Annotated in this window: 20 protein-coding genes; 9 read left to right on the plus strand and 11 right to left on the minus strand. The window is 71.2% G+C overall.

All coding sequences use genetic code 11. The annotated features are described in order from the left end of the window. Positions 1-67 precede the first annotated feature (67 nt). Positions 68-1,597, minus strand: coding sequence for an ABC transporter substrate-binding protein (locus ACTHAM_RS08635; protein WP_440686397.1), 1,530 nt, complete (start codon positions 1,595-1,597; stop codon positions 68-70). Between the two features lie 251 nt (positions 1,598-1,848). Then, positions 1,849-2,844, minus strand: coding sequence for a LacI family DNA-binding transcriptional regulator (locus tag ACTHAM_RS08640; RefSeq protein ID WP_440686399.1), 996 nt, complete (start codon positions 2,842-2,844; stop codon positions 1,849-1,851). 230 nt (positions 2,845-3,074) lie between these two features. Between ACTHAM_RS08640 and ACTHAM_RS08645 the strand changes: the two genes are divergently transcribed. Further along, on the plus strand, positions 3,075-4,577 hold the full coding sequence (locus ACTHAM_RS08645; RefSeq protein ID WP_440686503.1) for a family 43 glycosylhydrolase: 1,503 nt from the start codon (positions 3,075-3,077) through the stop codon (positions 4,575-4,577). 53 nt (positions 4,578-4,630) lie between these two features. After that, positions 4,631-6,919, plus strand: a complete 2,289-nt coding sequence (locus ACTHAM_RS08650; protein WP_440686401.1) for a glycoside hydrolase family 3 C-terminal domain-containing protein — start codon at positions 4,631-4,633, stop codon at positions 6,917-6,919. A gap of 81 nt (positions 6,920-7,000) precedes the next feature. Here the strand turns inward: ACTHAM_RS08650 and ACTHAM_RS08655 are convergent, their stop codons facing one another. From ACTHAM_RS08655 to ACTHAM_RS08670, 4 genes are all read right to left on the minus strand, one after another. Beyond that, positions 7,001-7,288: a 2TM domain-containing protein gene (locus tag ACTHAM_RS08655; RefSeq protein ID WP_440686403.1), complete on the minus strand. Its 288-nt coding sequence runs from the start codon at positions 7,286-7,288 to the stop codon at positions 7,001-7,003. A gap of 149 nt (positions 7,289-7,437) precedes the next feature. After that, positions 7,438-7,692 carry a hypothetical protein gene (locus ACTHAM_RS08660; protein WP_440686404.1) on the minus strand — a complete coding sequence of 85 codons (255 nt, stop codon included), beginning with the start codon at positions 7,690-7,692 and terminating at the stop codon, positions 7,438-7,440. Between the two features lie 31 nt (positions 7,693-7,723). Beyond that, positions 7,724-8,437 (minus strand): TIGR02391 family protein, encoded by a 714-nt coding sequence (locus ACTHAM_RS08665; protein WP_440686406.1) that lies wholly within the window; start codon positions 8,435-8,437, stop codon positions 7,724-7,726. A 185-nt stretch (positions 8,438-8,622) separates the two neighbouring features. Beyond that, on the minus strand, positions 8,623-9,558 hold the full coding sequence (locus tag ACTHAM_RS08670; RefSeq protein WP_440686408.1) for a hypothetical protein: 936 nt from the start codon (positions 9,556-9,558) through the stop codon (positions 8,623-8,625). Positions 9,559-9,735: 177 nt separating this feature from the next. Between ACTHAM_RS08670 and ACTHAM_RS08675 the strand changes: the two genes are divergently transcribed. From ACTHAM_RS08675 to ACTHAM_RS08685, 3 genes are all read left to right on the plus strand, one after another. Further along, entirely contained in the window at positions 9,736-10,914 is a 1,179-nt protein-coding gene (locus ACTHAM_RS08675) for a PIN-like domain-containing protein (RefSeq protein ID WP_440686410.1), read from the plus strand. 519 nt (positions 10,915-11,433) lie between these two features. Further along, positions 11,434-13,890, plus strand: a complete 2,457-nt coding sequence (locus tag ACTHAM_RS08680; protein ID WP_440686412.1) for a hypothetical protein — start codon at positions 11,434-11,436, stop codon at positions 13,888-13,890. Then, entirely contained in the window at positions 13,890-14,237 is a 348-nt protein-coding gene (locus ACTHAM_RS08685; RefSeq protein ID WP_440686414.1) for a hypothetical protein, read from the plus strand. The genes ACTHAM_RS08680 and ACTHAM_RS08685 overlap by 1 nt, the downstream gene beginning before the upstream one ends. 604 nt (positions 14,238-14,841) lie before the next feature. On the opposite strand, the gene ACTHAM_RS08690 is transcribed toward ACTHAM_RS08685, so the two are convergent. Next, entirely contained in the window at positions 14,842-15,408 is a 567-nt protein-coding gene (locus tag ACTHAM_RS08690) for an SMI1/KNR4 family protein (RefSeq protein WP_440686416.1), read from the minus strand. A gap of 321 nt (positions 15,409-15,729) precedes the next feature. Between ACTHAM_RS08690 and ACTHAM_RS08695 the strand changes: the two genes are divergently transcribed. Then, positions 15,730-17,688, plus strand: coding sequence for an oxidoreductase (locus ACTHAM_RS08695; protein ID WP_440686418.1), 1,959 nt, complete (start codon positions 15,730-15,732; stop codon positions 17,686-17,688). A gap of 74 nt (positions 17,689-17,762) precedes the next feature. On the opposite strand, the gene ACTHAM_RS08700 is transcribed toward ACTHAM_RS08695, so the two are convergent. Then, positions 17,763-18,344: a TetR/AcrR family transcriptional regulator gene (locus ACTHAM_RS08700; protein WP_440686420.1), complete on the minus strand. Its 582-nt coding sequence runs from the start codon at positions 18,342-18,344 to the stop codon at positions 17,763-17,765. 144 nt (positions 18,345-18,488) lie between these two features. Here ACTHAM_RS08700 and ACTHAM_RS08705 point away from each other — a divergent pair, with 144 nt between their 5' ends. After that, entirely contained in the window at positions 18,489-18,842 is a 354-nt protein-coding gene (locus ACTHAM_RS08705) for a VOC family protein (RefSeq protein ID WP_440686422.1), read from the plus strand. Between the two features lie 47 nt (positions 18,843-18,889). Here the strand turns inward: ACTHAM_RS08705 and ACTHAM_RS08710 are convergent, their stop codons facing one another. Next, positions 18,890-20,152, minus strand: a complete 1,263-nt coding sequence (locus ACTHAM_RS08710) for a YibE/F family protein (RefSeq protein WP_440686424.1) — start codon at positions 20,150-20,152, stop codon at positions 18,890-18,892. Between the two features lie 307 nt (positions 20,153-20,459). On the opposite strand from ACTHAM_RS08710, the gene ACTHAM_RS08715 reads away from it, so the two are divergent. Next, complete coding sequence (locus ACTHAM_RS08715) at positions 20,460-21,386, plus strand: phosphatase PAP2 family protein (protein ID WP_440686426.1); 927 nt, start codon at positions 20,460-20,462, stop codon at positions 21,384-21,386. An 11-nt stretch (positions 21,387-21,397) separates the two neighbouring features. On the opposite strand, the gene ACTHAM_RS08720 is transcribed toward ACTHAM_RS08715, so the two are convergent. Together ACTHAM_RS08720 and ACTHAM_RS08725 are read right to left on the minus strand one after the other, a co-directional pair. Further along, positions 21,398-22,204 (minus strand): SDR family NAD(P)-dependent oxidoreductase, encoded by an 807-nt coding sequence (locus tag ACTHAM_RS08720; RefSeq protein ID WP_440686428.1) that lies wholly within the window; start codon positions 22,202-22,204, stop codon positions 21,398-21,400. After that, complete coding sequence (locus tag ACTHAM_RS08725; protein ID WP_440686430.1) at positions 22,201-23,853, minus strand: FAD-binding protein; 1,653 nt, start codon at positions 23,851-23,853, stop codon at positions 22,201-22,203. Before ACTHAM_RS08725 ends, ACTHAM_RS08720 begins: the two co-directional genes overlap by 4 nt. A gap of 131 nt (positions 23,854-23,984) precedes the next feature. On the opposite strand from ACTHAM_RS08725, the gene ACTHAM_RS08730 reads away from it, so the two are divergent. After that, entirely contained in the window at positions 23,985-24,569 is a 585-nt protein-coding gene (locus ACTHAM_RS08730; RefSeq protein WP_440686432.1) for a TetR/AcrR family transcriptional regulator, read from the plus strand. Positions 24,570-24,660 lie beyond the last annotated feature (91 nt).

A 24,660-nucleotide genomic window follows, 5' to 3' on the forward strand; every position in this document is an offset into this window, starting at 1 on the left:
GAGGACTCCTCAGGTTCTGACGGGGCGGACCGGGGCGGACGGTGAGGTCCGCCCCGGTCCTGGCCGCTCAGGAGGCGGGCTGGATGAGGTAGAGGTACGGCGTGGCGTTGTCCGCCGCCATGGTGACCTGCACCGTCGGCTTGCTGACGAACAGGTTGTCGAGCCGGTACATCGGCACGAACCACGCGTTGTCGGTCACGTAGGCGTTGAGCTCCTGCGCGGCCGCGGCGGCCTCGTCATCGGTGCCGGTCTGCATGGTGGCCAGCATCGCGTCCGTCTCGGCAGTCTGCGTGCCGAGCGGGTTGAAGGTCGCGTTGGGCACCAGGGCCAGCTGGGCGAACTGCCAGTCGTTGGCCGAGGCCAGCTGCATCCACGTGCTCGTGTACTTGCCGGCGATCAGGTCGGTGATGAAGTTGGCGCCGGTGTCCTCGTAGGTCACGGTGATGCCGACGTCGGCGAGCTCCTGCTGGATGGTGGTGAGCAGGCTCTGGTTGATGAGCGAGGACGAGGGCATCGTCAGGGCGAACCCGTCGGGGTACCCGGCCTCGGCGAGCAGCTCCTTGGCCTTCTCCGGGTCGTAGGAGTACGTGGAGTCGAGGTCCTCGTCGTAGCCGGCGGTCGTGGGCCCGAACACCGAGCTGGTGACCTCGCCGTAGCCGAGCTGGATCGCCTTGAGGATGCCCTCGCGGTCGATCGCGTAGTTGAGCGCCTGGCGGACGCGCACGTCGGCGAGCGCCGGGTCCACGGTGCCGTCACGGTCGAACAGGATCAGGCCCATCCAGTCCAGCTGCGAGGTGTTGACCGTGTAGCCGGCGTTCTCGACCTGGGTGAGCGAGGAGACGTCGGAGAACGTCGCGGCGTCGACCTGCCCACCCTGGATGGCGTTGAGCAGGGCCGTCGGGCTCTCGTAGTAGTTGATCGTCAGCGAGTCGTAGACGTGGTACGAGTCGTCCCAGTAGTCGGGGTTCTTCGTGTACACGTACTTGGAGCCGACGACGGTCTGGTCGGTGTCGAGCGTGTAGGGACCGGTGCCGACGGGGTTGGTGGTGACGTCCTCGGCGGTGAACGACGCCGGCGAGGCCATGTAGCCGAGCGAGCCGGTCATCCAGGTCAGCAGCATCGGGTCGGGCGCGGACAGCGTGATCGTCACGGTGGTGGCGTCGGTCGCGGTCACGTCGGTGATGTACTGCGCGTTGGACAGGTCCGGGGTGGCCGAGGCCTGGAAGTTCTTGATGTTCGCCACGACCGCCTCGGCGTCGAACGCCGTGCCGTCGGTGAACTCCACACCCTCGCGCAGTGTGAGCGTCAGGGTGGTGCGGGCCTCGTCGTACGACCAGTCGGTGGCGAGGCCGGGCACGAGCATCCCGCCGCCGTCCTGGCGGACGAGGGTGTCGTAGACAGCCTGGAAGTACGTCACGTAGTGGGCGATCGAGTAGCCGTTGACGTCGAAGGACGCCGGGTACGACACCTCACCGAGCGTGAGGGTCGAGGTCTCGGACGTGCCGTCGGTGCTGGTGGTCGTGCCACCGCCGCCTGAGCAGGCGGCCAGGGCGAGCATCACGGCGGTGGCGCCGAGTGCGATGAGCCGTCGTCGCATTCCCATCTCCTTTGATGTGGATCGTCGAGCAGGTGACGCCTGGGTGCCGACCGCGGGGACCCACGTCACTGAAGGTCCCGTGTGCTGCCGACGCAGTGCATATCTACTCAGTACGAAAGAGCCGATTCACTGTGACGTATCAGCGACGGTACCCGTCCGGTTCGGCAGATGGCAACACCCCGACGACTGCGGGAGGGTCACAGATCGATCACGCTTGCGTGAAGCGCCGACCCCGGGCGGCCGCGGACAGCTCAGGCGGACTCGCGCCGGACGAGCGTGGCCCGCGGGGCGTTGACGCCCTGGACCGCGCCGCCCGTGACGGCCGTCAGGACCATCTGGGAGAGCTGGTCGGCGATCTCCGGGGAATGGATGTCCACACTCGTCAGCGGCGGGTGGGCGAACGGGGCGAGTGCGACGTTGTCGACACCGACCACCGCCAGGTCGTGCGGCGCCGACAGCCCCAGCACGCGCATGCCCGCCAGCAGGGCGAACGCCTGCTCGTCGTTGTAGGCGCAGACCGCCGTGACCCGCTCCTCCTGCGGGACCGACATCCACTCGGCGACCGCGGCCGCCGCCTCGGTGACGTCCAGCGGCATGGCGACAACGGAGGGCTCCGGCACCCGCGCGGCAGCGCACACCTCACGCACGCCGGAGAGCCGCCGGCGGAAGTAGCCGGAGACGCGCTGGTCCACCGGGGCGGCGTACCCGAGCCGGCGATGGCCGCGTTCCAGCAGGTGAGCGGCCTGAAGGCGGCCGATCGCGACGTCCGAGATCGACAGCTTGCCCGGCCCCTCGTCGTCCATCGGCGCCCGCACCAGACGGATGCCGGCCGCCTCGATCTTCGCCTCGTCCTCGACGGAGAAAGCCGCGAGGTTCACCAGCGCGGCGGGCATGAGCTCACGCCAGGCCTGCTCGAGCATCGCGCTGCCCCGATGCCGGCGGTAGACCACGGAGTAGCCCTGCGGGTCGAGGTCGTCGCTCAGACGCTCCATCAGCATCGAGATGTTCGAGCCGATCGGTGCGTCGGGAAGCACGGCCAGGACCACCTGGCTGGCACCGAGCCGTAGCGCCCGGGCGGCGGCCGACGGCGCGTAGCGCATCTCCTCGGCGGCCTGCAGCACCCGCTGGCGCGTCGCCTCGGAGATCTTCTGGTTCGGGGTGTTGTTGAGCACGTAGCTGACCGTGCTCTGCGACACCCCGGCCTGCCGCGCGACGTCCTTCGCGGTGACCCGCCCCTGTGCGACCACGCCGACCCCCTCCTCGACCCCGACTCGACACCCGCGGGGGGGCGGGTGCGGCGAGCAGCTCTGCGTCCCGGAGCCTACAGCGGAGAGGCGTCGTCGAGGTGAACACTTGCTGATTCGTATGAGTTCAGGGTAAGCATAGGGCTGTCGGTGCGCGCGACGAGGCCGCACCCACCCCCGCGATGGAGCAGACCGATGACGTTCCCCACCCCGCAGGAGTCCCGTTGACCACCGTGCCGCCGCAGCCGACGCTGCCGCCGAACCCCCTCGCCTCCGGCTTCCACCCCGACCCCTCCGTGGTCCGGGTCGGTGACGACTACTACCTGGCCAACTCGACCTTCGAGTACCTGCCCGGCATCCCGGTCAAGCACAGCCGCGACCTGGTGACCTGGGAGCACGTCGGCCACGTCGTCGAACGCGACGGCCAGCTCGACATCACCGACGTCCCCACCCTCGGCGGCGCCTGGGCGCCCACCATCCGGCACCACGACGGCCGGTTCTGGATCGCCGTGACCGACGCCATGGGCCGCGGCACCCTCGTCTTCACCGCCGACGACCCGGCCGGCCCGTGGAGCGACGGCGTGCTCGTCGAGGGCATGGACGGCATCGACCCCGACCTGGCCTGGGACGAGGACGGCACCTGCTACCTCACCTACTCCGCGCTGCGGCTGTCGGGCATGGGCCACGACGGCATCGAGCAGTTCCGCGTCGACCCGCTGACCGGCACGATGCTCGAGGAGCCGCGCTCGTTGTGGTCCGGCACCGGCCTGATGTTCCCCGAGGGGCCGCACCTCTACCAGCACGACGGCTGGTGGTACCTGTTCATCGCCGAGGGTGGCACCGAACGCGGCCACAGCGTGTCCGTGGCACGCGCCAGGCGACCCGACGGACCGTTCGAGGGCTGCCCCGCCAACCCGCTGCTCACCGCTGCCGGCACCGACCGCCCCGTGCAGAACACCGGCCACGGCGACCTCGTGCAGGCCCCCGACGGCTCCTGGTACCTGGTGCTGCTCGGCATGCGTGTCCGCGGCGGCACCCGGTCGTTCTCCCCCATGGGCCGCGAGACCTTCTGCACCCCCGTCACCTGGCACGACGGGTGGCCGCAGATCGCCCCCGTGGTGCTCAGCGAGCCCGGACCCGCCGTCGTGTGGGAGGACGAGTTCGACACGAGCACGTCCGACCCCGCCTGGCTGGCCGTGCGCCGGCTGCCGACCGAGGTCGCCGACCTCACCAGCCGTCCCGGCCACCTCGTGCTGCACGCCGACGGCTCGGACCTGGGCGACCTGCGCCCGGTGTTCCTCGGCATCCGGCAGGCGCACCTGCGCTCACGTTTCAGCGCGGTCGTGGACGCCTCCGCGGGCGTCGGCGGCATCGGCATGCGCATCGACGAGCTGCACCACGTGGGCATCGAGCTGTCGGGCACCACGCTCGTCGCGCACGCCCAGGTGTCCACGTTCGGGCAGACGTGGAGCGCCCAGGCCCCCGAGGGGCCCGTCACGCTGTGGCTTGCGACCGCCCCGGTCGAGCCCGGTGGCGAGTTCCTGGAGCAGATGTCCAGCGACCACCTGACGCTCGGCTACGACGGGCCCGACGGGCCCGTCACCCTGGCCCGCATCGACGGCCGGTACTTCACCGCCGAGACCACGGCCTCGTTCGCCGGCCGCGTCGTCGGCCTGTACGCCACGCACGGCACGATCGCCGTCGACCGCGTCCGCTACGACGGCACCGACGCATGAGCTCCCCCGCACGCCACCCCGACCACCACCCAGCCCCACCCGAGGAAGCGCACATGACCACCACCGACACCGCGTCCGCGATCGACCAGCTGCTGTCCCAGCTCACCCTCGAGGAGAAGGCAGCGCTCACCTCGGGCCAGGACTTCTGGACCACGGAGCCGGTCGACCGCCTGGGCGTCGCGTCCGTCATGGTCACCGACGGCCCGCACGGCCTGCGCAAGCAGACGGGCGCGTCCGACCACCTGGGCATCGGCAGCTCGGTGCCCGCCACGTGCTTCCCCCCGGCAGCGGCCCTGGGCTCCACCTGGGACGTCGACCTGCTGCGCCGGGTCGGCGAGGCCCTCGGCCGCGAGACGCGGGCGAACGAGGTCTCGGTCCTGCTCGGCCCCGGCGTGAACATCAAGCGCTCGCCGCTGTGCGGCCGCAACTTCGAGTACCTCTCCGAGGACCCGGCGCTCGCCGGCGACCTGGGCACCGCGATCGTGGCGGGCATCCAGAGCCAGGGCGTGGGCACCTCGCTCAAGCACTACGCGGCCAACAACCAGGAGACCGACCGCATGCGCGTCTCGGCCGACGTGGACGAGCGCACGCTGCGCGAGATCTACCTGCCGGCGTTCGAGCGGGTCGTCACCGGCGCCCAGCCGTGGACCGTCATGTGCTCGTACAACAAGATCAACGGCACGTACGCCTCGCAGGACCACTGGCTGCTCACCGAGGTGCTGCGCGACGAGTGGGGCTTCGAGGGCCTGGTCATGTCGGACTGGGGCGCGGTCAGCGAGCGGGTGCGCTCCGTGGCGGCCGGCCTCGACCTGGAGATGCCGGGCACCGGTGGCCGCACGGACGCCGAGGTCGTCGCCGCGGTGCGCGAAGGGCGGCTCGAGGAGTCGGTGCTGGACACCGCGGTGCGACGCGTGCTGCGCATGGTGGCGCAGGCCGGCCCGGCGCTGGCCGAGCCGGGCTCGTTCGACGTCGACGCGCACCACGAGCTGGCACGCGAGGCGGCCGCGGCCGCGTCGGTGCTGCTGCGCAACGAGCCGGTCGACGGCGCTCCCCTGCTGCCCCTGACGGCCGCCGACACCGCCGGTCTGCTGGTGGTCGGTGAGTTCGCCCGCACGCCGCGCTACCAGGGTGCCGGGTCCTCGCAGGTCAACCCCACGCGCCTGGACGACGCGCTGACCGCGCTGCGGACGGGCACCGGCACGGAGGTGCCGTTCGAGCCGGGCTTCACGATCGCCGGCGGTCCCGACGGCGACGACGACGCACTGCTGGCCGCGGCGGTCGAGGCGGCCCGCACGGCCGCCACCGTCGTGCTGTTCCTCGGCCTGCCCGCACCCGACGAGTCCGAGGGCTACGACCGCTCGCACATGCGGCTGCCCGCGAACCAGGTCGCCGTGCTGACCGCGATCGCCGAGGTCTGCCCGCGCGTCGTGGTGGTCCTCGCCAACGGCTCGGCCGTGACCGTCGAGTGGCAGGAACTGGCCCCCGCCGTCCTGGAGACGTGGCTCGGAGGGCAGGCCGGCGGTTCGGCCGTGGCCGACGTGCTGCTCGGCACGCGCGCCCCGGGCGGACGCCTGGCCGAGACGATCCCGCACCGTGTCGAGGACACCCCGGCGTTCGGCAACTTCCCCGGCGAGCACGGTCACGTGCGTTACGGCGAGGGCGTGCTGGTCGGCTACCGCTGGTACGACACGCGCGACATGGCCGTCGCCTACCCGTTCGGCCACGGCCTGACGTACACCACGTTCGGCTACGGCGACGTGCACGCGACCGTGCAGGGCGAAGGCGCAACGGCGCAGGTCGAGGTGCGGGTCACCGTCACCAACACCGGTGAGCGCGCCGGCGCCGAGGTCGTGCAGGTCTACGTCGGTGACGTGCAGGCCAGCGTCCTGCGCCCCACCCGTGAGCTCAAGGCGTTCCGCAAGGTCGTCCTCGAGCCGGGGGCCTCGCAGGAGGTCGCCTTCACCCTGACGGCCCGCGACCTGTCGTTCTGGCACCCCACGCTGCGCCGCTGGGTCGTCGAGGGCGGCACGTTCCGCCTCGAGGTCGGCTCGTCCTCGCGGGACGTGCGCGGCACAGCCGAGGTCGACGTGGTCGGCGAGCCGCTGTGGGGGCCGTTGACCCCGGACTCGACGTTCACCGAGTGGACCACCCACCCGGTCGGCGGGCCGCTGCTGCTGGCGGCGATGGCCCCCGACGGCGGCGACCTGCCGGTGGACGAGACGCTCGCCTCGATGATGGGCGACATGCCCGTGCGGGTGCTGGCCGGGTTCGGCATGGCCGGCTTCGACGTGCCCGCGCTGGACGCGCTGGTCGCCGACGTGGCGGCACGCCCCGTGGCCTGACCCGGTTCCCGATCCGCAGGTCACCGGCCGACGACTCCCACCCCCTGGGGAGGACTCGGTCGGTGACCTGTGCCCGTCCGATCAGTCCTGCGGGCGCCCGCGACGCAGCTCACGGTCGATGTCGGCCTCGGTGATCGGGCGCCGACCGAGCACCTCCCACGCGTTGAGCGCCAGGCCGATCCCCCAGCCGCCGAGCACCCACACCGGCCAGAAGTACCCGTTCGGCGTCGTCACCCACCACACCAGCACCAGGAACGCGTTGACCACCAGGTACGTGACGGCGTGCGTCGTGAGCTCACGGCGTGCACGGATGCGCTTGAGGGCGAGCTTCCGCTCGTCGTCATGCGAGGGCAGGGCGGGCTCGGTCACGACGGACTCCGTATCGATCGATGGTGGGCCCGCCCATTCTGCCCGCGCAGGCCCGCGGCCGGCGGCAGTCCGGAGCCTCTGATCTCGGACGACGCTGCTCGCCACCTGCGATCAGCGAAACTCTACGAGAACCGATAGTGGACGTTATGTCACATCTCGGCTGAGGTGGGTCGTGCGTCGACCGTCGTGACCTTGATGCGGTACTCCCCGATGAGGTCGCGATCGAATACCTGACCGAGACCGCTGGCGAGCAGCGCGTTGAGTGCGAGCTGGGCGTCGGCGTCGTGTTCGACGTTGTGCTGGCCGGCGCCCATGCTGATCACGCGGCCGACCGACGAAGCCAGGCGCTCAGGGTCGTCGATATCGATGATGCCGCTGATGGTGAACGTGAACCGGCTGCTCAAGCGTGGCTCCTGTGGTGAGTTGGGTCGAAGCTCATTGGGCGTCGGGGTGCTCGTAGCGGATCTGGGTGAGCAGGAGGCTGACGAGGCCGAGGACACCCAGGGCGTAGCGGCGACCGTCGGGGCGGTCGTCGATCCCGTGTCGCACGACGTTGCTCACGGCGGCAGTCAGCCCGGTCCCCAGGTTGCGCCACCCCTCTGTCTCGTTGGGCTGGCTGCCGAGGACGAGCGGTCCGTCGGGGCTGAGTGCTCTGACGAGCAGTGCGTGCCCGACCAGTTTCTTGCCGTTCGGGTCGAGCGGTGTCCCTGCCCACCGGCGGACCTTGTCCTCGAGGTAGATCACCGCGGCGCTGGCCACCTGTTGCCAGCGCTCCTCCTCCACCGAATGCTTGACCTCGTCCCACAGTCCCGGGTCGTAGTTCGCGCCCTCAAGGGCTGCGGGCGCAGTTGTGAGCTCGAGCTGGTAGATCGCCGCGTCAACGAGCCCCAGCGCGTCGTACAGCCGGGCGCGGAAGTACACCGCATCCCGCTTCGCCTCACCCGGGGCGCCCGTCCACACGCCCACACCCCAGCGCATGTCGGTGAACTCTCTGGTCGTCGAAGCATCGACGCCAAGGCTCTGCTCGAGGACCGCGGTCACTTTGGCCTTCCACGCCCGATGCTGGGGTGTACTTGCGCCGATGTGACCGTCGTCGAGGGCCTCCTGGCGGAGGACTCGCAGCTGCTCCGCAGCCAGATCAGGCCTCACGTCGGTTCTCCCTGGTCACGGTCCGATTGTCGACGGGTAGGCGCGTAGAACCAGGATGACGTGCCGAGGGGGTGGGCTCTGCATCACCGCTCCCCGCGCTGATGCCACCGCTCGGGGCCCGTCCACGCGGCGGCGGCTGCGCGAGCAGAACGGCGAACTGCCCGTTCGGTGACTTGTCGAGCTCGTCAACGGACCTGAGAAGCGGAGATCGTCGGCTCGATGTCGAGGCCGTTCTTCCGCAGTAGTTGCCGCACGGATTCCTTGCCTCGCTCGGCGTAGGGCGAGGGCCCGATCATCACCGAGACGATCGGCAGTGGGGTCGCTGGAGGGTCGTTCTTCGCGCGCACGACGAAGCCGGACGTGCGCGGAACGGCGCCGAGCTCGACGTAGCGGACCACGCCGTAACGCGAGGCGCGGTACTGGACGAAATCCTCGCCCCACAGCGAGCGGGCGACGACCCGGACCTCACTCTCCGCGGCGAAGCCGCCGTCCTTGGCTAGACGACCGATCTCAAGGAGAGCGGTGATGACTCGAGCCTCGGCCGCCTGACGTTCCGCCTCGTAGTCGTACTCCTCCTCGACGCCCACGCCCGCATCGGCGACATAGCCCTGCGCCCAACTCGGGAACTCGGCAAGCACCTTGTCGATGTTCTCTTGGCCGTAGAGCACGCGTGACCACCGCGTCGTGTACGCCACTTCACTGAGCCGCACCGTTCTCCCAGGGCTGCGCGTGCCCTCGGTGTCCCTCGGGGGACCGGTGCGGACGACGCCGAGCTGCACCGTCGCGTCCAGACCGACGGAGTACCCGACATCCGGCCATGGCGTGTACCGAACCCATTGGCTGACGTCGTCCTCGCGCGTGCAAGCGCAGGCGACGTAGACGGGGTCTCCTGCGACCGACTCCATGGCCTCCAAATGCGATCCGAAGTCCTCGCGATCGCCCTCGGGCGGTTGGTGCCGTCGCAGCGCATCGAGGCCGTACTCACCCTCACGGGGGTCGTTCATGCCGCTGGACTCGGTCGCCCACAGCACCCGGTCCTGGACCATCCCGATCAGGCCGGCAGCATCCGTGTAGTGGTACACCGCTGGTCCGGTGAACACCGGAGGAAGGTCGCCAGGCATGGGTCACACTGTGCCCCAGCCTGCGCTGCTCGGCAGGACTCGCCCGGGCCAACCTCGCCGCCAACGCCGCGGCGGCCAGACGCCAGGAGTTGAGCCTGGCGCGTCTGTTTCCGATCAGCGTGCACGCTGCCCGCTGTCCGGCCGCTCAAGCGGCCGCGCGCCTGGCATGCTGCAAAGGTGCGAGAACGGTTTCCCACCCGCGGCGAGCCCGACGACGTCGCTGCGTTCGTCCGTGGCGCCACAATCGTCTTGGACACGAGTGTGCTGCTCGGGCTGTACCGATTGAGCGCACCAGCGCGAGCGGGTGCCTTCCAGGTGCTGGAGCGTGTCGAGTCGCAACTGTGGATACCCCACCAGGTTGGCGAGGAGTTCTACCGCAACGTCGACACGGTGCGAGGCGAACTGCAGGCCGCCTACGCGAAGGCGGCAAAGGAACTGCGTCGTGGCGCTGAGAACGCCAAGGCGGCCTTCGGGGCCTCGGACCGATGGAAGGAGAGCCGGAAGGCTGTCGCCGACCTTGTCGAAGCTGTGATCGCGCCGCTGATAGTGCAGGTGTCAGAAGTCGCCGACGGTGACGCGGCGGTCGTCGACCCAGTCGATGACGATGTTCAGGCCAAGATCGAACGCCTCCTGGCGGGCAGGATCGGGCCAGCGCTACCACCTCGGGAGGTTCGGGCTCGCGTGGAGGAATTCACCACTTGGCGCGTTCCTAACCAGATCCCACCCGGGTACATGGACGCCGCGTCCAAGTCCGCGCCGTTGCGCGCCGCCGGCGACTACCTTCTGTGGACGCAGGTCCTCGACCATGCGAGTGCCGTAGCGGCGCCGATGCTCCTCCTGACGAACGACGTCAAGCGCGACTGGTTCACCGACACACGCCCGCGCCCGGAACTACTGGCGGAGTTCGCGGCGCACAGCGCGCACCCCTACTGGCAGATGCACTTCGACGCCTTCCTGAACGTGGCGCCCAGCGCTCTCCATGTGCCGGTCGACCGGGCCACGATCGAGGAGGTCGCCGGGGACCGCGCCGAAGACGAACTCCTTCGCAGGACCGATGAGTTCCTGCTGCGCGTAGGGAACATCGAGATCGCGGATCTCTTCGCCGCGGTGGCACCCGGAACAGCGATCGGCGACCTCCCCCCGGCCCTGCGCCGATGGCTCACAACCACCCTCTTGAATGCGGACCCCGCGGTCCGGGTGAAGTACTTGCGCGACCTCCGGGCCCACCTGGGCAGCGGGCCATGGGACATCGCGAAGGCGGCGGGTGAGTACGTCCTACTGCCAGAAGGGACGCTCAGGCCAGAGGATCAGCAACCCGCGCTCGGGGACTTCGGGGCGCCGACTGCGACCGAGTGACATCGACGACCTGGTCAATCCAACAGAGCGCGGCCCCTTGAACCGCTCTGGTTGCTTGGAGGCTCCAGACCTTGGAGACGAGGGTGGAGCCATGCCGAGAGATCTGTCGAAGGGGACGCCGAGCACGCGTCGGTGCTCTGATCAGGAGAAGGCCGCGGTGGTGCGGATGGTCCGGTCGCTGCGGGCTGAAGGTCGCGCGAGGCTGCTCGGTTGCGGACGCCGATGACGCGCGTGGGGTCGGTACGGGGTTCCGCGGAGAGTCTCTCGGCGTGATGCGGGGCCCGGCCCAATGGCCGTGTCAAGTCTCTCCGGCGCCCGGCCTTGGACGGGTCTAGCGTGGATGGGGGCGTCTGCTTACGCCGGGGGTGTGTGATGAGCAAGGGTGCACAGGGGTGGTGGACAGCGCTCCGTGTCGCGGGGCTCCTCGCGCTCCTCGCCGTCGGGCCCGTGTTGTGGGCGCTTGCAGCGTCCAGGCCGTCGACAACGACCGGGGAGAGCTCGTCGGACGGGAGTGCGAGCGTGAGCGACCCCGTCGACCTCGTGTGCCGCAGGGCCGCCGAACTGAACATAGAAGGCAAGCCGGATGCCGCGATCGCCCTCATCGACTCCGCGGCCGCCTTCCGCGGCGAGAAGGCACCGCCGATTTGCGCGACCGAGCTCGCAAGCGCGCTCGTGAAGCAGGAGAAGGCGGCGCTGGACAGGCCCGCGGTGGTGCAGTGGTTCGCTGGACTCGCCGGGGAGGACGGCGACGCGGGAGACGCGGCTGCGCTGGCCGCGGCGATCCTCGTGACGCTCGCCGTCATCGCTCGGCTGTCCACCAGTGCCGTCTCGAGTTGGCCCGCGATCAGGCCGCAGTGGTCGCGCCTCTGCGTCGCTGTCGGCCTCGTGCTCGCCGGTGAGGGAGCCGTCGGTGCGGCGCTGACCGTGACCGGGACCGGCGGGCCGAGAACCTGGTCCGCCTTCTGGCTGTCAGCCGCCTGGGGCGTACTCGGCTGCGCCGTCCTGGCTCTGGGACTTGCCACGCGGCTCAGGCTCACGCTCGAGTGCACGGTGGCCGGGACGCCATCCACGGCACTGCAGGGGCGGGTGGTCGCGCGGCTCTCCGAGCTGGGCATCGAGCCACCATCGGGTGTTGAGATCCCGCGCGCGACCGACGTCGAAGCGCTCGACGGCAGCGCCCTGAGCGACCTGCCTGAAGGGCGGCTGGCCAAGGCCGTGACGCGCTTGGCACGGTCGGTGCTCGCCACGACGCCGTGGACGGTTCTCGTCGACGAGCAGGCCGACGGCAGCTACGCGGTCGCAATGTCCCGCAACGGGCGCGCGGTCGGGTCCGCCCTGGTGAGCCGGGACGTCGTCGGGCTGACCGGAGAGAGTGCGAGCGTGAAGAAGGATCGCGCGGCAATCGACCTGGTCACTCTGGCGGCCGCCTTCATCCTCGCCCAGCTCAGCGACCGCCACGGCACGTTCCCGGGCCTGGGCGGCGCGACCGACTGGCGCAGCATCGGCCTGCTCGCGGTCGCGACGACGCAGGAGGAGCTGAGCGCGGAGAGCAAGCGCGCGCTGGCCGGGCTCGCCGTGCAGCACGACCGCCGAAACTGGCCGGCGCAAGCCGCGCTCCAGTACTGGACGTGGCGCCGATCTACCGACAAGAACGACCTCGGCGCGTACATCGATTGGCTCGATACGACGATCGGGAACGTCAGCGAGTACCCGAACCTCGAACTCCGCCTCGCCACCACCCGCGCGTTTGCGCAAGTGAACCGCTGGTTCGTGACCGCGAAGGAGCCGGCCGCGACGACCCCGACCCCGCCCCTGCCCCCGCCCCCAGCGGGCTCGACGAATGCGAGCCAGTGGTTCGCTCGCGCGTTTGCGCAGGTGAAGCGCTGGTTCGTGACCACGAAGGGAGCGGAGCAGGCCGCGACGACCACGAAGGGAGCGGAGCAGGCCGCGACGAGCGCGACCGAAGCGGAGCAGGCCGGCACGTTCACGACGCTGGCGAACCTTAAGGATGCCGTACGGAAAGACCTTGAGAAGCTGCTCAGCATCGTGGAGGCCGGCAGGGCCGCGCCGTCGCTGGTGAACGAGACGAAGCCCGCCGCTCTGGCCCTAGCTTTGCTGTTCGTGCCGGAGCCGGAGAAGGAGGCGAAGGATCTCCCCGACACCCAACTGTCGACCGTTCGCGGCTGGCTCAAGCCGAATTCGAAGGACGGGGGCCCCCTGCCTGACCCTCCAACGGGCGGTCGGAGGTCGAAGAGGGAGGCCAAAGGCAACGAGGACTCATGGTGGAGGCCGCCCACACCAAAGGGCAGCTACGCAATGGGGTGCACCTACGCCACGCTCCACGGGTCGGGGAACAAGTCGGAGAAGGGCGCGGTGCTCGCGGTGCTCGCGGTGCGACACCTGCGGGATGCCTGCGTGCTCAAGGAGGCGCGGGACTGGATCGGCATGGACCCGCAGTTGGCCGCTCTGCGGGAGACAGCTGAGTACAGGGAATCGGACCTGATGCCGACGGCCAGGGGCATCCTCGACGTCGAGCCCTTCGCCACGCACGCTGACGCGCTCAAGAGGGCCGGCCTGTCGAGCCTCGAACGCCTACGCTGCCTCAAGCCCGACCAGGTTTCCGACGCCCTTGGGATCTGGCCGGGCGTGGTGGCGACCCTCGCAGAACGGGCGAACCTGAGGGCGTCGATGGGCACCGACCCGTGGCTCGACTGCTACGGGTCGGAGGTGATCGACGACCTCGCGAGGCTCGGCAGGGCGCGCATCGCCGACGTCCGCCTGGGCGGAGAGATCGATCCAGGCAAGGTCGCGCGCGAGGTGCTGAAGCGTTGCCGGGTCGTCAAGGTCGACGCCGCGGTGGCCCCAGAGAGGGCGCTTGAAGCAGCGGTGGAGACCTGGGTCAAGAGGATCGGTGGGACTGTGGCCGCGAAGCCCGCGGCTCCGGTCAAAGAGACGACCACGGAAGGAGCGGTGTGATGCCTGAAGCACTCAAGGCCGCGGGTGCGGTGGGGGAGCCAGGGCGTGTCGCGTTCGTGTCGTTGACGAACGACACACGTGCAACCAAGGCCGCGTTGATGCGCGTGACCGCCGCGAACCTGTGCCCCTCACACCGTGCGGCGGCCTGCCTGCTCGTGGACGCCGTACCAGTCGCTTCTGCGCCCGACCTGGGTGAACTCAAGGACCTCGGCCGGACCTTGACGGCGCCGGTGGCCCCTGGGCAGTCGGCGGTGCTTGTCGTGACGATGGTCGAGGCGAGCACCGCGATGTGCATCCGGCTGGGCGAGACGGAGTTCGAGCTCGTGCTTGCGCCGGTCGAGCCCTGATCGGCCCCGGGCTGCTCCGAGCCGGACGCAGGTCCAGCACCGCGTCGCGGTCGCCGAGTGGTCGACGCTGCTTGACCGGCTCGGTACGTCACGTCGTCGTGAGCATTCGCGTGTCAGCGCCGCTCGGACCGGTCGATGAGAGGGTCGAGCCTGGAGCGGCGTCACTGACAGGAGTAGCCGCGCACCTTCGCCAGGCGCGTGGGGGCTTGACCCCGTGAGGTGGACACGCTGACGGCGAGGAGCACCCGCTCGACACCGCAGGTCGGATGCGCTGGGCCCTGTGCGACGGCGGAGGCGCTGGTCGTTCCGACCACCGCGCTCGTCGTCAACTACGCCAGCGGTACACGGTCAGGGATTCCCCCGGCTGGCCGGCAAGGCGCGGCCGCAGGCTGAGCCAACAGCGGGCCGTCTCAGTTCCTTGGAAGTGAGACGACAGACGAACTCCCCTCGCCGGTTCACTCCGGGCCGCGATGCGTGTTCCAGAAGTCCCCGTACAACCTGCGCTGCGGAACGGTGTCGTGACGGCGACTTTCGCTACGGTCGCCGCCAGGGCAAACCCGCGCCGCCCATCGGCGGTCGAGTCGCTGACGGAGACGGAGACGTCTCAGGAGGGACCGTCTGAGGGTCCCGTCAGATTGATGACGTGCTCGAGCGAGCACTCTTGGAGGATGAGCATCCTGAGCCACCACTCGTACAGGTTCGGCCACTGGTCGATGGGCTCCCCGTAGAAGTAGACGACAGGGTGCCCGCCGTCGGTCACGGGTCCACCCATCCAGAGCGCCATGACGTCCGTGTCGTACGGCGAGGCGTGGATGGGTACCAGCTCGTGGCGCGGCGGCCAGCTGGCCGAGTCGCCTTCCTCGTAGAACGCGTCGAGCCACTGGTTCGCCTCGTCCCACAACGGCCCCTGACCGAGCTCCTCGGAGCTGAGCAGGTTCCCCATCTGGAACCCCATCTCCCACCCGTCGGCGAGCCGCAGAAGTGCTTCGAGCTGTCCGTCGAGCGAACCACCAAGGCGCGACGCGGCTGCGGCGATGCTCTGGTCGGTAGCCCCCAGGTGGGGAACCGACAGCGGGAACGCATCCGGGGCGACCTGCGTGAGCCGCATGCCGGTTTTGATCATGTCGCCGAGCATGACCTCCCACCAGGGGGTGCCGTCAGGGTGCTTCACGATGTCCTTTCCTCGGTGATCTCCGCATACGCGCGGCCACCGTGAGCCTATGGCGCATGTCACAGTATCTCAGTGTCACGTCACGTCTCCTCATGACATGTCAGGGGTGACAGCGTCCGTCCGCGGGCGCCCCCGGTCGCGGCGTTGGTGACGAAGGAGGGCTCGCCATCACCGTCGCGACCGGGTGACCGCCACGGGCGGGCGAGTACCCCGGCGCGAGAGGGACCATCGGCCCGTCACGTCACCTACCAACCAGTAGATACTCGGCCTGGAGACCCGGCGCGGACGCCCCCCGACCCCCGCACCGGGAGGAAGGGCACCATGACCGCCGTCCCCGTCGACCTGCAGGCGCCGCGCGCCTCCTTCGACCGCACACTCTCCCCCGGCCGCATCGGCTCGCTCGAGCTGCCGAACCGGATCGTCCTGGCGCCCATGGGCACCGAGATGGGCACCCACGAGGGCCTGTTCACCGAGCGTGAGATCGCCTACTACACCGCGCGCGCCGCCGGTGGCGCCGGCCTGGTCATGACCGGCATCAGCGCCGTCTCGCAGGACTTCGAGCACATCAACCCGGGCCTGTGCCGCGTCGACACCGACGAGTCGATCGCCGGGCTGACCGCGCTGGCCGCCTCGATCCACGCGGTCGGCGGGCTGGTCAGCCTGCAGCTGACCGCCGGGCTCGGCCGCAACATCAACGTCGTCGACCCGAACCTGGCCCCCATCTCGGCGTCCGACAACCCGCACTTCTCGCAGCCCGACGTGACCTGTCGCCCGCTCGAGATCGACGAGATCGCGCTCATCGTCCGCCGCCACGGTGAGGCCGCCGCACGCGCCGCCGCCGCCGGCATCGACGCGATCGACATCCACGGCCACACCGGCTACCTGGTCGACCAGTTCCTCTCGCCCGTCTGGAACCGCCGCGAGGACCAGTACGGCGGCTCGGTCGAGAACCGCTGCCGGTTCGCCGTCGAGATCCTGCAGGCCATCAAGGCCGCCGCCCCCGGCCTGCCCGTCTCGTTCCGCCTCTCGGTCGACCACCGGTTCCCCGGCGGTCGCACCGCGGACGAGTCCCGCCAGATCGCCGTCATCCTGCAGGACGCCGGCCTCGACCTGATGATCGCCGACGACGGCTCCTACGAGGCGATGGACTACGTCTTCCCGCCCTACTACCTCGGCGACGCGTGCATGGTCGGCGCGGCCGCCACCCTCAAGGAGGTGCTCGACATCCCCGTGATGGCCGTCGGGAACCTCACTCCCGAGAACGGCGAGGCGCTGCTCGAGGCCGGTCAGGCCGACTTCGTCGGTGTCGGCCGCGGCCTGATCGCCGACCCGGACATGCCGCGCAAGCTCGCCGAGGGTCGCCGCGGCGACGTGCGTCCGTGCATCCGCTGCAACTCGATGTGCGTCGGCAACGCGTTCTTCGCCCTGCCCCTGGGTTGCGCGGTCAACCCGCAGGTCGGCATGGAGCTCGAGCGGGCCATCACCCCGACGGACGCACCCCGGCACGTCGTCGTGGTCGGCGCCGGCCCCGGCGGGCTCGAGGCGGCCCGCGTGGCCGGCCTGCGCGGCCACACGGTCGACGTCTACGAGAAGTCCGACGTGCTCGGTGGCGTGCTGTGGCCGGCCGCGACGCCGGAGTTCAAGAAGGAGCTGCGGGCGATGGTCGGCTGGTGGGAGCGGCAGATCGCCGACCTGCCGGTGACCGTGCACCTCGGACACGAGATCACGGCGGACTCCCCCGAGCTGGACGCGGCCGACGCGATCGTCGTGGCCACAGGTTCGGTGCCGATCGTGCCCGCCTCGATCCCGGGCATCGACGGGCCGACCGTGGTCGGCGTGCTCGACTTCCACCAGGGCACGCCCGTCGGCCGCCGCGTGGTCGTCGCCGGTGGTGGCCTGTCGGGCGCGGACGCCGCGCTCGAGCTGGCGCAGGAGGGCCACGAGGTCACGCTCGTCGAGATGGCTGACGAGATCGCGCGCGACATGCTGCTCATCAACCGGATCACACTGCTGCGCCAGCTCGCCGAGCACGGCGTGACGTCGCTGACCGGGCACGCCGTCTCGGCGGTCGACGCACACGGCGTGCGTGTCAGCGGCCCCGACGGGGAGCGCACCATCGAGGCCGACACCGTCGTGACCGCGTTCGGCGTCCGGCCTGCGGTCGCGCTGGTCGAGGCGCTGGCCGGGCGTGCGGACGTGCACGCGATCGGCGACTGCGTGAAGCCGGCCAAGGTCGGCGAGGCGATCAACGCGGGGTTCACGGTGGCCCTCGCGCTCTGAGCGCGCCCCCGCGACCCCTTCAGACCTGAGGCCTCGAGCGCTCGCCCCTCCCCGGGGTGGGCGCTCGAGGCGGCTCAGCGGGCGCCCGCCCCGAAGCGCAGACCGTCCACGACGAGGTCGAGGAGCCGGCGCACCTGCTCGTCCCACTCCGGGCCGGCCCCGACGGACCACACGGCGCCCATCGCCCGCATGACGTCCTCGGCACCCATGTCCTGGCGGATCGTGCCGTCGTCGGCCCCGGCCTGTAGCAGCAGCGCGAGCGCGCCGACGATGCGGTCGCGCGTCTCGCCGAACAGCGGGGAGTCGGTGCCGACGGCGGAGCGCAGCGCCGCACCCATGCCGCGCTTGGTCGCGGCGTACCGCACGAACCGGCCCATCCATTCGCGCAGCGACTCCACGGCCGGACGGTCGGGGGCCAGCAGCGCCGGTGCGGCGTCGCACAGCTGCTGGACCTCCTGCCGGTAGGCGGCCTCGACGAGCGCGTTCCGCTGGGGGAAGTGCCGGTAGAGCGTCCCGATGCCGACGCCGGCGCGGGCGGCGATGGTCTCCAGCGGGACGTCGCCGTCCTCCGCGAGAGCGACGACGGCCACGGCGAGCAGCTTCTCGCGGTTGCGCTGCGCGTCGGCGCGGGGTGCACGGACCGGTGCGGTGGACACGGGAGCTCCCTTTCCTCTTGCTGAACGGAGGACCCTCCGCTTAGAGTGGCACCACAAACGGAGGAGCCTCCGTTCCAGGGTACGACGAAAGCCCCGGGACGTCGACGCCGCACCTCCGCCCCCACCCACCCCAGGGAGCCACCCATGGCCAGCACCTTCCGCGGACTCACCTTCGACGCGCACGACGCGCACGCCACCGCCGTCTTCTGGGCCGCCGTGCTCGGCCGCGACATCGCCCCCGGCGCCAGCACCGCCCGCGCCGAGCTGCTCGACGACCCGGTGGACCACGCCCCGCGCATCGTCTTCGAGCAGGTCCTCGACGGGCACGCCGTGCACGGCGCCCTGCGACTCGACCTGGTCACCCCTGACCTCACCTCTGAGTCCGAGCGCCTCGTGCGCCTGGGCGCCCGCCGGCTCGGGCGGGTCACCGCCGGCACCAGCTGGGTGACCCTCACCGACCCCGAGGGCAACCCGTTCGACCTGGTCGCGGCGGCGTGACCGCCTGACCGCCCGGTGGGTCGGCAGTCCGCGGCGGGCCCGGCAGCTCAGCCCTCGGCCAGAACCTCGCGCCCCTCCCGCACCTCGTGCGCGGCGTCCGCGGCGTCCGCGGCGTCCTCGTCGTCCGCCGCGGGCGCAGCCGACCCGAGGGCCACCGCGGGCACCGGGCCGCCGGAGCGCACCACGACGGCGGCCACGATCGTCGTCAGCGGGATCGCGAGCACCAGCCCGATCGACCCGACCAGCGTGCGGGCGACCTCCTCGGCCAGCTCACCGCTGGCCAACGCGTCGAGCAGGCCCCGGTCGGAGATGCTGACCAGCAGCACCAACGGCAACGTCGCGGCCACGTAGGCGAACACGATCGTGTAGACCGTCGAGGCGATGTGGTCCCGCCCGATCCGCATTCCTCGCGAGAACAGCCGGCGCCACGAGGCCTGCGGGTCGGCGCCGTGCAGCTCCCACACGGCCGAGGCCTGCGTGATCGTCACGTCGTTGAGCACCCCCAGACCGGCCAGCACCATGCCGCACAGCAGCACGGCACGCAGCTCCAGGTCCGGGGCGTAGGCGATCAGGTCCAGCGCGTACTCCCCCGACAGCCCGGTCAGGTGCGCCGCATCGCTGACCCACGTGGACAGCGCGGCGGTGAGGACCAGCCCGACCAGGGTGCCCACGAGCGCGGTGGACGTGCGCAGGCTCACCCCGTGCGCCAGGTACAGCACGACGAACATGATCGCCGAGGACGTCACCAGTGCCACCGGCACCGCGGGCCCGCCCTGCACCAGCGCCGGAAGCATGAACGCCCCGACCACACCCAGCGACACGACCAGCCCGACGAGGGCCGCCAGGCCACGCCAGCGTGCGACCAGCACCACGAGCACCGCGAACACGGCGGCCAGCACCGCCAACGGCACGTCCCGCACCAGATCGACGAACACGTACGGCGTGGCCACCTGCGTGTCGAAGCCCTCGAGCCCGCTCAGGTCGCTCACCCGCACCCGGTCACCCGGGCTCAGCTCGGGCAGGTACTCGGGCGGCACGTTCACCTCGATCGCTGCGCCGTCGCCGCGCGTCGCACCCACCTGCTGGGTGCTCACGTCGACCGACGTCACGGTGACGACCTCGAAGGATGTCCCCGGTGCGGTCGTCTCGAGCACCGGCTGCTCGCCGCGCGGCCACAGCAGCCAGGCGCCGATCACGGTGGCCAGCAGGGCGGGGAGGAGGATCGCGGCGAACACCCGGCGTGCGTGCCGACGCACGGGCGGCTCGACGGTGGCAGCGGGGCCGTCGTGGTGGTGGGGGTGCGCGCTCACGGCGTCAGCATGCCCGACACCGTCAGCCCGCCCGGTGCGCCTCGCTGGACGCCGACCGCAGGGCGTCAGCGGGCCGGCCACGTCCGGTCGGGGCCCTCGAAGGCCAGCTGCGCCGCCTCCGCCGCCCGACACTCCGCCGCGCGGCGGAGGCGCGTGGGCCCCGGGGTGTACACCAGAACGCGTACACCCGAGTACGACGTCAGGCCGATGCCGGGCGTTCACCGATCGGCCATGATCGGTACCGGTGAGAACCGCCTCGACGTCCCCGTCGCGTGGCGGGCCCCCGTTGTCACGCGTCCGAGGAGCCATGGGATCGATCCACGCCGTCAGCAGCACGCCGCCCCCTGCCGACACCGCGACAGCCGGTCGGGTCCTCGCGCGCCTGCGCGCCCTGCGTGAGCGGCACCGCGGGCTGGCCGAGATCACCCTGCTGGGCGTGCTGTACGCGGCCTACTCGATGACCCGCTCCTTCGCGGACCACACGTTCGCCGCGGCCGCCGCGAGCGCGCAGTCCATCCTGCAGCTCGAGCGGCCGTTGCACCTGGACTTCGAACTGACCCTGAACCGCTGGATCATGGGTTCCGAGGCCTGGAGCGTGGCCGCGAGCTTCTGGTACGCCGCGGCGCACTTCCTCGTCACCGGCGGTGTGCTGTTCGTGCTGTTCCACCGTCGACCCCGGCTCTACCCGGCGCTGCGCAACACGTTGGTGCTGGCCACGGTCATCGCGCTGGTGTTCTTCTACCTGCTGCCGACCGCTCCCCCGCGTCTGATCGACGGGCCGTACCAGGACGTGCTGGCGGCCACGGCCGACCACGGCTGGTGGGGTGCGCACGCGTCGGCGCCGCGCGGCATGGCCTCGATGACCAACGAGCTGGCCGCGTTCCCGTCGATGCACGCCGGGTGGTCGCTGTGGGTGGCGGTCGCCGCGTTCGCCGCGTCCCGCTCACGGGTGGTGCGCGGGCTGGGCATCGCATACGCGCTGACCACCGCCGTGTGCGTGCTGGTCACCGGCAACCACTGGACGTTGGACGTGCTGGCCGGCTGGGTCGTCGTGGGTGCGGCGGCGGCCGTGTGCCACGGGCTCCGCGTGCGGACGCGCCCCACCGTCGGTGCCGCGGCCCCCCTGACGTCCGACCGTGTCGACCGTGAGGCGGGACGCAGCGGGAGCGTGCCCACACCGGCAGACCTGGTCGACGAGCCGGTCACCGCCGAGGACCAGCTCGCCGCCGTCTGAGCCCGAGCACGTCAGTCGCCGAGCAGGTCCTTCATGCGGTCGGCGATGATCCCGGGGACCCGGGTGGGTACCAGGCGGGCGAGCCGGTCGAGCATGCGGGCGTCGCGGCCGATGCGCACCCGGAACGTGCCCCGCTCGACGGCGTCGACGATCTGCCGGCCGGCCTCCGCCGGGGTGGTCAGCGAGGAGGTGTCGGCCGACCGTCGTTCGGCACCGGGGATCGACACCCCCGAGTTCCGGGCGATGTCCGTGCCGACCGCGCCGGGGAACACGACGGTCACCGCCACGTTCGTGCCCCGCAGCTCGGCGTAGAGACCTTCGGTGAACAGCTTCACGGCGGCCTTGCTGGCCCCGTAGGCCGACTGGCCCGGCACAGGTGCGAGCGCACCCATGCTCGAGACGTTCACCAGGCTCGCCGCGGGTCGTGCCAGCAGGTCGGGCAGGAACGCGGTGGTCGTGGCCACGACACCCCAGAAGTTCACCGCGAGCACCTTCTCGATCTCTGGGTAGGTCAGGTCGGCCACCCGGGCGAACCGTTGGATGATGCCCGCCACGTTGAGGAGCCCGTCGACGTGCCCGTGCGCGGCCAGCACGTCGGTGCGGGCGGCGGCGACCGCGGCGCGGTCGCTCACGTCGAGCACGTGCGTGGTCAGCCGGCCGCCGGCACCCTGTGCGAGCCGGGCGGTCTGCGCCAGCCCGTCGGCGCTGAGGTCGAACGCCGCCACGCGGGCGCCTCGGGCGATCAGCTCCAGCACCACCTCGCGGCCGATCCCGTTGCCCCCTCCGGTGACGACGAGCACTGCGCCCTGGAGCTTCATGACTGCCTCCCTGCTGCGTGCCGCCCGCCGACGTAGCCGAACGTCATCGCCGGGCCGATCGTGGAGCCCGGACCCGGGTAGGTGCGACCCATGACCGAGGCGGAGGTGTTGCCCGCGGCGTACAGCCCGGCGATCACCGACCCGTCCTCGCGCAGCACGCGCGCGTGCTCGTCGGTGAGCAGACCACCCTTGGTGCCCAGGTCGCCCGGCCAGATCCGCACCGCGTAGAACGGTGGTCTGCTGACCGCCCCGAGGTTCGGGTTCGGCCTCACCCGCGGGTCGGAGTAGACGCGGTCGTAGGCGCTGGCACCACGCCCGAAGTCCTCGTCGACGCCCGTCTCGGCGAACCGGGCGAAGCGTGCTGCGGTGTCGAGCAGCCCGACGGGGTCGACACCGACCTGCACCGCCAGGTCCTCGAGCGTGCGAGCCCTGACCATGAACCCGGAGCGCAGGAACGAGCGGGGCGTCACACCCGGCAGGGCCATGCCGAACGGGTAGTGGCGGCGGTGCCGGGAGTCGATGAGCAGGTACGCCGGGATCGCGTCGACCTGGGCGTGACGCGCGTACTGGTGGTGGCCGGCGTCCACGTAGGACTCGGACTCGTTCATGAACCGTCGGCCGGAGGAGTCCACGATGAACCCGTACGGCAGCGAGCGTTCACCGAGCAAGAACATGGCCTTGCCGTCGGGGCCGATCACGGACGGCCCCCACCACGCGTCGTCCATCAGGGCGACCGCCGCACCGACGGCCATGCCCGCCTTGACCGCATCGCCGCGGTCGCCGGGGTTCGCGCTGGTCCAGGCCGTGCCGATGGGGTGCGGGTGGTGCGCCTGCCGCATCGCGTCATCGTGGGCGAACCCTCCGGCGGCGAGCATGACGCCCTGGCGTGCACCGACGCGCATGCGGCGTCCCTGGTGGTCGACGACCACGCCGACGACCGAGCCGCTCTGCTCGATCAGCTCGATCATCGGCGAGCCGAGCCAGATCGGCACCGACCGTTCGAGCAGCAGGTACAGCAGCTGCCCCATGAGCGAGCCACCGAGCCCGCGCAGCCGCTTGCCGAGCAGGCTCGCCCCGATCGTCTGGACGCCCACCACGTTGGCGGCCGTGAGGAACCCGTCGAGCGTGCGCAGCGAGAGGAGCATGGAGGCCACCTCGGAGGTGTGCACGGGCAGCGGCACCTGGCCACGCAGGCGGTCGCGCCACGGCCCGAGCCTGCGCACGTCCCACCGGACGCCTTCGATGCCGCGGCCGATGGCGAGCCCACCGGGCCGTTCGGGGTAGTAGTCGGCGTACCCGCGGGCATGCACGAACCGCATGCCCAGGCCGCGCAGGAAGTCCACCATGGCGGGCCCCTGCGTCAGGAACGCGTGGCGCCGCGCCGAGGAACTGGCGGGCCCGACATCGCCGATGACCTCGTCCATGTAGGTGCGGGCCAGAGCGTACGTGTCGGGGACTCCGGCCTCGTGGAGCACGGCGTTGTCGGGCACCCACAGCCCGCCGCCCGACATCGCGGACGAGCCGCCGAACAGCTCGGTGCTCTCCAGCAGGAGCGGTTCACGGCCGGACTCCTTGACGGCGAGCGCCGCGGTGGTCGCCGCCGAGCCGCTGCCCACGACCACCACGTCGACCACGTAGTCGAAGGTCATCACGCCCACCCTCCCGAAACGGACTCCATCGTCCGTTTCTTCAGCGTAGCCGCGACCCCCCGGCGCCGCCCGGCGTACCCCCTCCTCCCGCTGCGGTCTCGCCGGCCTCCGCGCAGCCCTACGCTCCAGGGATGGGCGAACGGAGCGACGTGGTGCGCAACCGGGCGCGCCTGGTCGCCGCCGCCGAGGACGTCTTCCGCGAGCTCGGCGCCGCTGCCCCTCTCGACCAGGTGGCCACCCGGGCCGGTGTGGGCCGCGCCACCCTCTACCGACACTTCCCCGACCGCGCCGCCCTCGTCGCCGCCGTCTACTCCCACCGCGTCTCGACGCTCGCCGCACGCGCCGCGACCCTGCCGCCCGCGACCCGCCTGGTGCACCTGGTCCTGGACATCACCGAGCTGCAGTTGGACACCCCGGGTCTGCTGACCGTGCTGCGCACCGCGACCGACGGCACCGCACGGCTGACCGAGATCGGCGGCCGGGCGCGCGCGCTGCTCGGCTCCGCCCTGGCCGCCGCGCAGTCGCACGGCAGCGTGCGCGAGGACGTGACGCTCGAGGACGTCCTGCTGACCTTCGCCATGGTCGAGGGCGTGATCGCGCTGGAGCCCCCGCAAGCCGCCGCCCGAGCGGTCCGGCGCACCGTCGAGCTCATGCTGCGCGCCCTGCTGACCGAGGACGCCGCCACCGCACCCCGGCACGCACCCCCACCACCCTGACATCTGAGACAAATGCCCCATCCGGGGCACCGCGACAGGTGATGGAATCGACCGTTCACCTGTCTGACCACCACGTCCATCGGAAGGACAC

This window comes from Cellulomonas soli (assembly GCF_052036975.1).
Taxonomy (GTDB): Bacteria; Actinomycetota; Actinomycetes; order Actinomycetales; family Cellulomonadaceae; genus Cellulomonas; species Cellulomonas soli_A.

What these genes read in the sequence shown, in the direction of transcription:
- ACTHAM_RS08695 (WP_440686418.1), top strand. Translation starts at nt 15,730, where the DNA reads ATGACCGCCGTCCCCGTCGACCTGCAGGCGCCGCGCGCCTCCTTCGAC.
- ACTHAM_RS08730 (WP_440686432.1), top strand. Translation starts at nt 23,985, where the DNA reads ATGGGCGAACGGAGCGACGTGGTGCGCAACCGGGCGCGCCTGGTCGCC.
- ACTHAM_RS08635 (WP_440686397.1), bottom strand. Translation starts at nt 1,597, where the DNA reads ATGCGACGACGGCTCATCGCACTCGGCGCCACCGCCGTGATGCTCGCC.
- ACTHAM_RS08725 (WP_440686430.1), bottom strand. Translation starts at nt 23,853, where the DNA reads ATGACCTTCGACTACGTGGTCGACGTGGTGGTCGTGGGCAGCGGCTCG.
- ACTHAM_RS08720 (WP_440686428.1), bottom strand. Translation starts at nt 22,204, where the DNA reads ATGAAGCTCCAGGGCGCAGTGCTCGTCGTCACCGGAGGGGGCAACGGG.
- ACTHAM_RS08705 (WP_440686422.1), top strand. Translation starts at nt 18,489, where the DNA reads ATGGCCAGCACCTTCCGCGGACTCACCTTCGACGCGCACGACGCGCAC.
- ACTHAM_RS08650 (WP_440686401.1), top strand. Translation starts at nt 4,631, where the DNA reads ATGACCACCACCGACACCGCGTCCGCGATCGACCAGCTGCTGTCCCAG.
- ACTHAM_RS08685 (WP_440686414.1), top strand. Translation starts at nt 13,890, where the DNA reads ATGCCTGAAGCACTCAAGGCCGCGGGTGCGGTGGGGGAGCCAGGGCGT.
- ACTHAM_RS08715 (WP_440686426.1), top strand. Translation starts at nt 20,460, where the DNA reads ATGGGATCGATCCACGCCGTCAGCAGCACGCCGCCCCCTGCCGACACC.
- ACTHAM_RS08670 (WP_440686408.1), bottom strand. Translation starts at nt 9,558, where the DNA reads ATGCCTGGCGACCTTCCTCCGGTGTTCACCGGACCAGCGGTGTACCAC.